At 46.1% G+C, this 5,348-nt stretch carries 5 protein-coding genes; 1 reads left to right on the top strand and 4 read right to left on the bottom strand.

The window, feature by feature from the left end:
- Positions 1–35 precede the first annotated feature (35 nt).
- The 4 genes from VN105_RS18405 to VN105_RS18390 form a co-directional block, all read right to left on the bottom strand.
- A complete protein-coding gene (locus VN105_RS18405) occupies positions 36–1,268 on the bottom strand; it encodes a sodium:proton antiporter (RefSeq protein WP_325642993.1) in 1,233 nt (410 codons plus the stop codon).
- Positions 1,269–1,374: 106 nt separating this feature from the next.
- Complete coding sequence (locus VN105_RS18400; protein WP_325642992.1) at positions 1,375–1,719, bottom strand: TfoX/Sxy family protein; 345 nt, start codon at positions 1,717–1,719, stop codon at positions 1,375–1,377.
- 118 nt (positions 1,720–1,837) lie between these two features.
- Complete coding sequence (locus tag VN105_RS18395; protein ID WP_325642991.1) at positions 1,838–3,076, bottom strand: multidrug effflux MFS transporter; 1,239 nt, start codon at positions 3,074–3,076, stop codon at positions 1,838–1,840.
- A gap of 185 nt (positions 3,077–3,261) precedes the next feature.
- Entirely contained in the window at positions 3,262–3,933 is a 672-nt protein-coding gene (locus VN105_RS18390; RefSeq protein WP_325642990.1) for an MgtC/SapB family protein, read from the bottom strand.
- Between the two features lie 107 nt (positions 3,934–4,040).
- Here VN105_RS18390 and VN105_RS18385 point away from each other — a divergent pair, with 107 nt between their 5' ends.
- A complete protein-coding gene (locus VN105_RS18385; protein ID WP_325642989.1) occupies positions 4,041–4,943 on the top strand; it encodes a BPSS1187 family protein in 903 nt (300 codons plus the stop codon).
- The last annotated feature ends 405 nt before the right edge of the window (positions 4,944–5,348 follow it).

Raw genomic sequence — 5,348 nt, 5'->3', positions numbered from 1 at the left:
GTAATCAGTTTAATCCTGAGTCAGACAACATCCGCTTAGATCATCCGGTCCACCACCTTCTTCAGTGTGAGGCCCTGCACGATAATAGAGAAGAGTACTACAAAGTAGCTGGCGGAGAGGATCAGTTCTTTATACGGCGACTCCGGCAATGACAGTGCCAGCGCCACCGAGATGCCTCCGCGTAGTCCGGCCCAAACGAGTATGCCAATGCTTTTGTAGTTTGTTTTCAATGAACGTTTTAATACAATAGCCGGGATGGTGATACTCAGTGCACGTGCAATGAGTACAAATACAGTGGCCATCAGGCCGGTGAACCAATAATTTTTCAGGAAAGGCATGATCACGATCTGCAGCCCTATCATTACAAACAAAATGGTGTTCAGCAGTTCATCGATCAGGCTCCAGATGTTATGAAAGTAGTGTTGTATTTCTTCGGCATTTTTAGTACCAAGAGAAGTGTTGCCTAATATTAAACCGGCTGAAACGGCCGCCAGTGGAATAGATACGTGTAACATGGCGCCTAGAACGGAAATCACCATTACCATGGATAAAGATACCATAACGATGATGTTGAAGTCGTCTACACGCTTCATGGTCCTGTAGGCAACAATGGCGGAGATAACACCCAATGCAATGCCGCCGAATACTTCCTGTGAAAATACGGCCGCTGCGTGTGAAAGCGATACATGCGTGTCTGCCTGTCCTGCTACTTCTTTCAGGATCACAAATAACAGGATGCCGGTACCATCGTTCAGCAATGACTCGCCGCCAATAATAGTTTCAAGGGCGGGGGGTACCTTTGATTTTTTTAAGATAGACAATACCGCTACAGGATCTGTAGGAGAAATGAGCGCTCCAAACAGCAGGCAATACACCAGTGGCACATCTATATGCAATAGCTCTGTGGCCCAGTACAGCAGGAATCCGAATATAAAAGTGGAGCCTATTACGCCCACGGTACTTAGTACCAGTACAGGATACCGCTGCGCTTTCAGTTTGTTGAAATCAAAATGCAGGGCGCTGGCAAAAAGCAGGAAGCCTAACATCACGTCCAGCAGGGTGCCTGTAAAGTCGATGCCGTTGGTTACATCCTTGATAAAAGTAAAAGCATCTGGAAAAATTTTACCTGTCAGCGATATCAGTAATGATAACAGGAGCGAAACCACGATCACGCCTATGGTTCCGGGGAGTTTAATGAATCGGTTATTGATGTAGGAAATTAATGCACTAATAGTAACTAAAGCCGTTATCAGCGTAAATGTGTTCATAAGTAATCGAATAATGCCGGTTAAAAATCAGGTTCCTAAAATTGCTACAGTAGTTTTAAAGGTATAAAAAAATGCAGCAAATCAAAGCCTGATCAGCATTATCAGGTTATTTTTTCCTGGAAGATTTAGCGTTTACGTTAAATTCTAATGCCATTTTAATCCAGTGCTGCAATTGTTTTTTGGTGTGCAGCTCATTTATATCCACAAAAATATATCCTTTCATCACCCTGTTGCCATGTACCATCATTTCCGCACCGGTGGCAGATTCCAGCACTTTTTCTGACTTGCCGGGATCAATACGCACCATCATCTTGTCGGTTTTTACGCCCACACACATTTTATCATTTACCATAAAACAAAGCCCACCAAACATTTGCTTTTCGGTGATATTTTCCGATGCAGCAGAGAGGATTTCGCGTACGCGGTCGGCGAGTAATTCATTGTATGCCATTGAAACATTTTTTTGGGAGATATTAAAGATACAATTTCCCCTGCTTCTGCAAATGTTATCAGAAGCTATCTATAATTTTGTAAAGAAGTTGCACACCATGAACGGTGTGGACACCTTTTTAATGCGCTATGGTAGCGGCTCCCGGCGTTGCTGCTACGGCTGTTTTAATATTGCGGCGGCATATCAGCAATATAAACAGCGCCAGCAACGATGTGCCGCACATGGTAACAGCCATTGGCGTTGCTGTATGCGTATTGTATAAGCTCACTACTGTAGAAGCAAGCGCCCCTATTCCCATTTGGGTAGCGCCCATCAGCGAGGAGGCGCTGCCCGCATTTTTACTGAATGGCGCCAGTGATAATGCGGAGGTGTTGGGATTGATAAAGCCCAGGCAGCAGAGGTATATAAACAGCAATGCAATAATGCCGGGTAATGACAGGAAATTATTCCAGGCGCATACAATGAAAACAAGCCCGGTAATGGTTTGGCAAACCAGCGCCACCGGTACTATCTGCTGACTGCTGAACCGTTTCAATAGCAGGCTGTTCACCTGACTGGAGCCGATCAGTCCTACGGAGAGGCCCGCAAAGATCCATCCATAGGCTTTGTCGCTGAGTTTATAAATATCCATGAACACCTGCGGCGAGGCCGATACATAAGCGAACAGGCCGGAAAAGGAAACGGCGCCCGCAAAAGTGTAGGTATAAAATTGTGGCTCGCTTACCACTAACAGGAAGTTACTGATAATTGGACCTGGCTTTAATGACATGGATGTATCCGGCCGGTAACTTTCCGGCAGCCATAGAATAGTGGCAGCCAGGATCATTGCTCCCATAATACCCAATACAAGGAACACCGCATGCCAAGTGAAGGCGCTGGTAACATAACTGCCTGCAGTAGGCGCAATCATGGGGGAAGTACCCACTACCAGCATCAGCAACGAAAATACCTTTGCATTATCCTTAACTGGAAAAAGATCGCGCACCATCGCTACAGAAGCCACCGCCGCGGCGCAGCTGCCTATAGCCTGTACAAAACGTAAAACAATCAACCCATTCAACGATGATACATACATACAACCGATCGAAGAGATCACATACAGCACCAGCCCTATGTATAATGGCTTCTTTCTGCCAAACCTGTCCAGCAGCGGGCCATACAGCAATTGGCCCGCTGAAATGCCAATAAAAAAACTGGAAAGCGACAGGGCTACCCTGGTGGGATCTACTCCCAGATCCTTTCCTATGGCCGGGAATCCCGGGAGATACATGTCGATGGAAAAAGGCCCTAATGCTGTAAGTGTACCGAGGATCAGAATTAGAAAGAAATATTTCGATTTTGAAAGTTCGTTGGTCAAAATAATATATCGTTTAAAATTTCCCCGCAAAAGTAAGAAGAATTATCGCCCTTAGCGGGATGTGTATGTTATGTTCTCCTGATTTTACAGGGAGGCGACAAGCCCGGCATCTATCCCTGCATAATAATATTACGATGAGACTACACCATTTGTAAAGGCGCCATTACTTTGACCAGGTAAAAAGCTTATGTATTCCAGGATACTTCTTTTACGCCTGCATCTGCCTGTATATCCGCGATCAGCTTTCCAACAATAGCCTTATCTATACTCCTGAAACGGATGGTGATAAAGAAGAAGCTGTCCGTTTGCTCAATGTTGCAGGAGGTAATATTGAGAGCGGTGTTTTGAAACAGTTTATCAGCTACTTCAATAGATTTGCTCCGTTCGAATGTGATGATGCGGATTGTTTTTTGTTCAAAACGGCTAAGGAATCTTTTTTCCACCGGCTGCAGCAGCCACAGGATAACGATGGCAATAGCCGTGGCAATAAAGGCCGCGAAATACATGCCCCCGCCGGTGGCAAGGCCAATAGCAGCCACTGTCCATAAGCCCGCTGCAGTGGTAAGTCCGCGTACCACGCCTTCTTTCAAAAAAAGAATAGTGCCTGCGCCGATGAACCCGATACCACTGATCACCTGTGCGGCTACCCTGGAGGGATCCAGCACTACGTTCGGATGGCCCAGGATATCAGAAAAGCCATAAGCGGAAACCATCATAGTTAATGCGGCGCCAACTGAAACCATCATGTGGGTTCTTAAGCCGGCTGCCCAGTCCTTCCGTTCCCTTTCCAGGCCGATGATACCGCCAAACACCGCTGCCAGCGATAATCGTATTAATATTTCGGTCCATGGTATCATACTACTAATTTACAGAATAAATTTCCTTTCATCCCGGTTGCGTATAGCCGTACTGTTAAAAGAAGATCAAAATTTGTATCTTAATGCCCACTCATTTATATTTTCATATGATCAAGATAAAATATCATGTACTTGTTTTAAGCGCCCTGCTTTTTTCCGCTGTAAGCCATGCACAGGTGAAGTTCCGGGCAATAGCACCAGGGGAAACCCAGGATGGACTCAAAATGGTGCATACGCCGCACCTCGCTGTAGAACCCGCTGCAGGAAATAACCGTCATCAGTTGTTAGTGATGATTCCGGGTACAGGTGGGAAGGCAGCCGATTTTCACACATTCGACAGTTGTTTTGCCGCGATGGGTTATTACGTAATAACCCCTGATTATGTAAATACGGTGATAACAACCGCCTGCTCCAAAAGCGAAGACAGCACCTGTTTTGATCATTTCCGCCAGGAAATTATGTTTGGTACGGCCGTGAGTGATAAGGTAGAAGTGGATTCTGCCAACAGCCTGGTGAACCGGGTTACAAAACTGCTGGTATACCTGGCTGCGCAGGATAAGGGCTGGCGTGAATTTGTACATAACGGAAAAGTGCAGTGGGATAAGGTGATTGTTGGCGGTCACTCGCAGGGAGCGGGGCATGCTGCGTATTTCGGGAAAAAATTCCGCTTAGGGGGCGTACTGATGTTTTCCGGTCCGCAGGATTACCTGCAGTATTTTAATGCACCCGCCCACTGGCAGCAGGAGCGTGGCCGTACGCCGGTAAACAGGTATTATGCCTTCCTGCATACAGGCGATCCGTTTAATTACCAGTACCAGGTGGCGGATGTAAGTGCCGTGAGTCACCAATCTGTAACCGATACCACAATGGTACAGCCGGAAATGCCGGTACGTCCGGGAAAAAATATTCTTGTAACGGATATAGACCGTAAAGACAAGCACGGGTCTACGCTTGGTACGGAGTTCACAGCCGTGTGGAAATATATGATCAGCAGCGCCGCAACGCATTAAAAAAAGAAAGCCGGTTCTCAGTGCAGAACCGGCTTCTTTATCATCACACTAATCACACTATCAAACTACACAGGAATTGTTCTAAGCATGGTTCCGTTTTCCTAAAAGCGTATATGCCTGCTAATGGCCTCCTGTAAAGAGAGGAGGTTTTGCACTCCACGTTACAGGCATTGGTATAATAATCATTCTGTTCTTCACGATAGCTGGTGTGAGAGCAATTCATAAAGCCTTCCATCACAGCATTGGCTGATTGTCCAATTACCGGTTGCGCAAACGTCTGAGGGAAAGAAGGAGGTATTCTTTCTTTGTACATGCTGCATGGAAATTGCAGTGCTGATTTGCGCCCACAAAAATACGCCGCTTCATTCCGGTGAACACGCTTTTTAGGGCCAATTCTTTGTTAAA

The sequence above is a fragment of the Chitinophaga sp. genome (assembly GCF_035564935.1).
Classification (GTDB): domain Bacteria; phylum Bacteroidota; class Bacteroidia; order Chitinophagales; family Chitinophagaceae; genus Chitinophaga.
This window is presented reverse-complemented; position numbering and strand designations above follow the sequence as displayed.